We start from the raw sequence: 2,870 nt of genomic DNA, 5'->3' as shown, positions 1-2,870 counted from the left end.
CCGCCGCAATCGACCACTCTGCCACCTCTCCAATACTATTTTGTTGTTTGCTTCTCTCTTAAAGCGCTGCAAAGGTACGGATATTTTTTAAATCTGCAAACTTTTTGAGTTTTTTTTTCATGAATAAATCGTATTTTTGTCTCCAAATTAGGCTAAGCCAATGATATACCCACAGAATTTTGAACAGAAAATAGGTTTCGACCAGATACGCCAGCTGCTGAAAGAGAAGTGTTTAAGCACGCTGGGAGAAGAGAGAGTCACAGACATGGAGTTTTCCGACCGTTTTAATGAGGTAAAGGAAAAACTGGACCAGGTCAGCGAATTTGTCCGCATCCTCCAGGAAGAAGACAACTTTCCCGCACAATATTTTTTCGATGTACGGCCGTCGCTGAAACGCATTCGCGTAGAAGGCATGTACTTGGACGAACAGGAATTGTTCGACCTGCGCCGTTCGTTGGAAACCATCCGGGACATCGTACGCTTTCTGCAAGTGAAGAACGAGGATGAAGAAGAAGCCTCCCCCTACCCTTGCCTGAGCAGACTGGCAGGTGACATTACCGTATTCCCACAGCTAATAGCGAAAATCAATGGAATTCTGTCGCCCTACGGCAAGATAAAGGACAATGCTTCTACCGAACTGGCACGCATCCGGCGCGAACTGGCCAGCACCATGGGAAGCATCTCGCGGTCGCTGAACAGCATCTTGCGCAATGCGCAGTCGGAGGGCATCATTGATAAGGATGTCACGCCCACCATGCGCGACGGACGACTGGTAATTCCCGTTGTACCTGCTCTGAAACGAAAGATAAAAGGTATAGTACACGATGAATCGGCCAGCGGAAAGACGGTATTCATCGAACCGGCCGAAGTAGTAGAAGCCAACAACCGCATCCGTGAACTGGAAGGCGAAGAACGGCGCGAAATTATCCGCATACTGACGGAGTTCTCCAACCAGTTGCGGCCCTCGATACCCGACGTACTACTGTCCTACGAGTTTCTGGCCGAGATCGACTTTATCCGTGCCAAAGCCTTGTTTGCCGAACAGACAGCAGCACTGAAGCCGGCACTCGAAAATAAACAGATCATAGACTGGACCATGGCTGTGCATCCGCTGTTGCAACTGTCGCTGGCCAAGCACGGCAAGAAAGTGGTGCCACTCGATATCGAACTGGACCAGCAACGGCGCATCCTCATCATCTCCGGCCCCAACGCGGGCGGAAAGTCAGTCTGTCTGAAGACAGTAGGTCTACTGCAATACATGTTGCAGTGCGGACTGCTTATCCCGATGCACGAACGTAGCCATGCCGGTATCTTCAGCAGTATATTCATCGACATCGGCGACGAACAGTCCATCGAGGACGACTTAAGTACCTATTCTTCGCATCTGACCAATATGAAAATCATGATGAAGAACTGCAACGAACGCAGCCTCATCCTGATTGACGAGTTTGGCGGAGGAACCGAACCGCAGATAGGCGGTGCCATTGCCGAAGCCGTGCTGAAGCGTTTTAACCTGAAAAAGACGTTCGGCGTCATCACCACCCACTACCAGAACCTGAAGCACTTTGCCGAAAACCACGAAGGAGTGGTGAACGGTGCCATGCTGTACGACCGCCATCTGATGCAGGCCCTCTTCCAGTTGCAGATAGGCAACCCGGGCAGTTCGTTCGCAGTCGAGATAGCCCGCAAGATAGGTCTGCCGGAGGATGTCATTGCCGACGCCTCGGAGATAGTGGGCAGCGAGTACATCCAGAGCGACAAATACCTGCAAGACATTGTGCGCGACAAACGTTATTGGGAAACCAAGCGACAGAACATCCGCCAGCGCGAAAAGCAGATGGAAGAAACCATCGCCCGCTATCAGGCCGAGATGGAAGAGTTGCAGAAGTCGCGCAAGGAGATTCTGCGCAAAGCCAAGGAAGAAGCCGAACAACTGATGCAGGAAGCCAACGCCCGCATCGAGAACACCATACGAACCATCAAGGAGACGCAGGCCGAGAAAGAGAAAACCCGTCAGGCGCGGCAGGAACTGACCGACTTCAAGGAGTCGCTGGAAGCACTGGCCAACAAGGAGCAGGAAGAAAAAATTGCCCGCAAGATGGAAAAGCTGAAGGAGAAGCAGAACCGGAAAAAGGAAAAGAAAAACCGCGATGCCAACGCCGCCACCCTGTCGGCCGAAGAGCAGGCTGCACGCCAGGCACGTCTGGAAGCCGAACGTCTGGCAGCCATCGTACCGGGAGCAGCCGTCAGGATAAAAGGTCAGACCACCGTAGGTGAGGTAATGGAAGTGAATGGCAAGAATGCCACTGTGGCTTTTGGCAGCATCAAGACTACCGTACGCATAGACCGCCTGGAGCGGACCAACGCCCAGCCGCGTCAGGCCGACGTGTCGACCAAAAGTACCTTCATCAGCAGCCAGACGCAGGACAGCATGTACGAAAAGAAACTGCACTTTAAGCAAGACATCGACGTGCGCGGCATGAGGGGCGACGAAGCCTTGCAGGCCGTCACCTATTTCATCGACGATGCCATACTGGTAGGTGTCTCGCGCGTACGTATCCTGCACGGCACGGGCACAGGCATCCTGCGCACCCTAATACGCCAGTACCTGCAAACCGTACCCGGTGTCCGTCACTTTCAGGACGAGCACGTACAGTTTGGCGGAGCCGGCATCACAGTAGTAGACCTGTAATACATATATATATAGAACAAACGTAACCCTAACATATACTTATGAAATCGATCAAAGAACTCTATCGCATCGGAACAGGCCCGTCGAGCAGTCACACCATGGGACCGCGCAAGGCCGCCGAAATCTTTCTGCAACGGCATCCCGAAGCCGCTGCGTTCAAGGTGACCCTGTACGGCAG

The 2,870-nt window shown here is 52.6% G+C and carries 2 protein-coding genes; both read left to right on the top strand.

Annotated elements, in window-relative coordinates:
- Positions 1 to 160: 160 nt before the first annotated feature.
- On the top strand, positions 161 to 2,692 hold the full coding sequence (locus tag QVP67_RS00525) for an endonuclease MutS2 (RefSeq protein ID WP_022161610.1): 2,532 nt from the start codon (positions 161 to 163) through the stop codon (positions 2,690 to 2,692).
- A gap of 41 nt (positions 2,693 to 2,733) precedes the next feature.
- Positions 2,734 to 2,870 (top strand): serine dehydratase beta chain (locus tag QVP67_RS00520; RefSeq protein WP_288179745.1); only part of this gene is annotated, 137 nt, incomplete at its 3' end.

The organism is Bacteroides sp. CAG:633 (assembly GCF_000435115.1).
In the GTDB taxonomy this organism is placed as follows: domain Bacteria; phylum Bacteroidota; class Bacteroidia; order Bacteroidales; family Bacteroidaceae; genus Bacteroides; species Bacteroides ndongoniae.
This window is presented reverse-complemented; position numbering and strand designations above follow the sequence as displayed.

Coding starts and splice junctions, on each gene's coding strand:
- QVP67_RS00525 (WP_022161610.1), top strand. CDS start 161: ATGATATACCCACAGAATTTTGAACAGAAAATAGGTTTCGACCAGATA.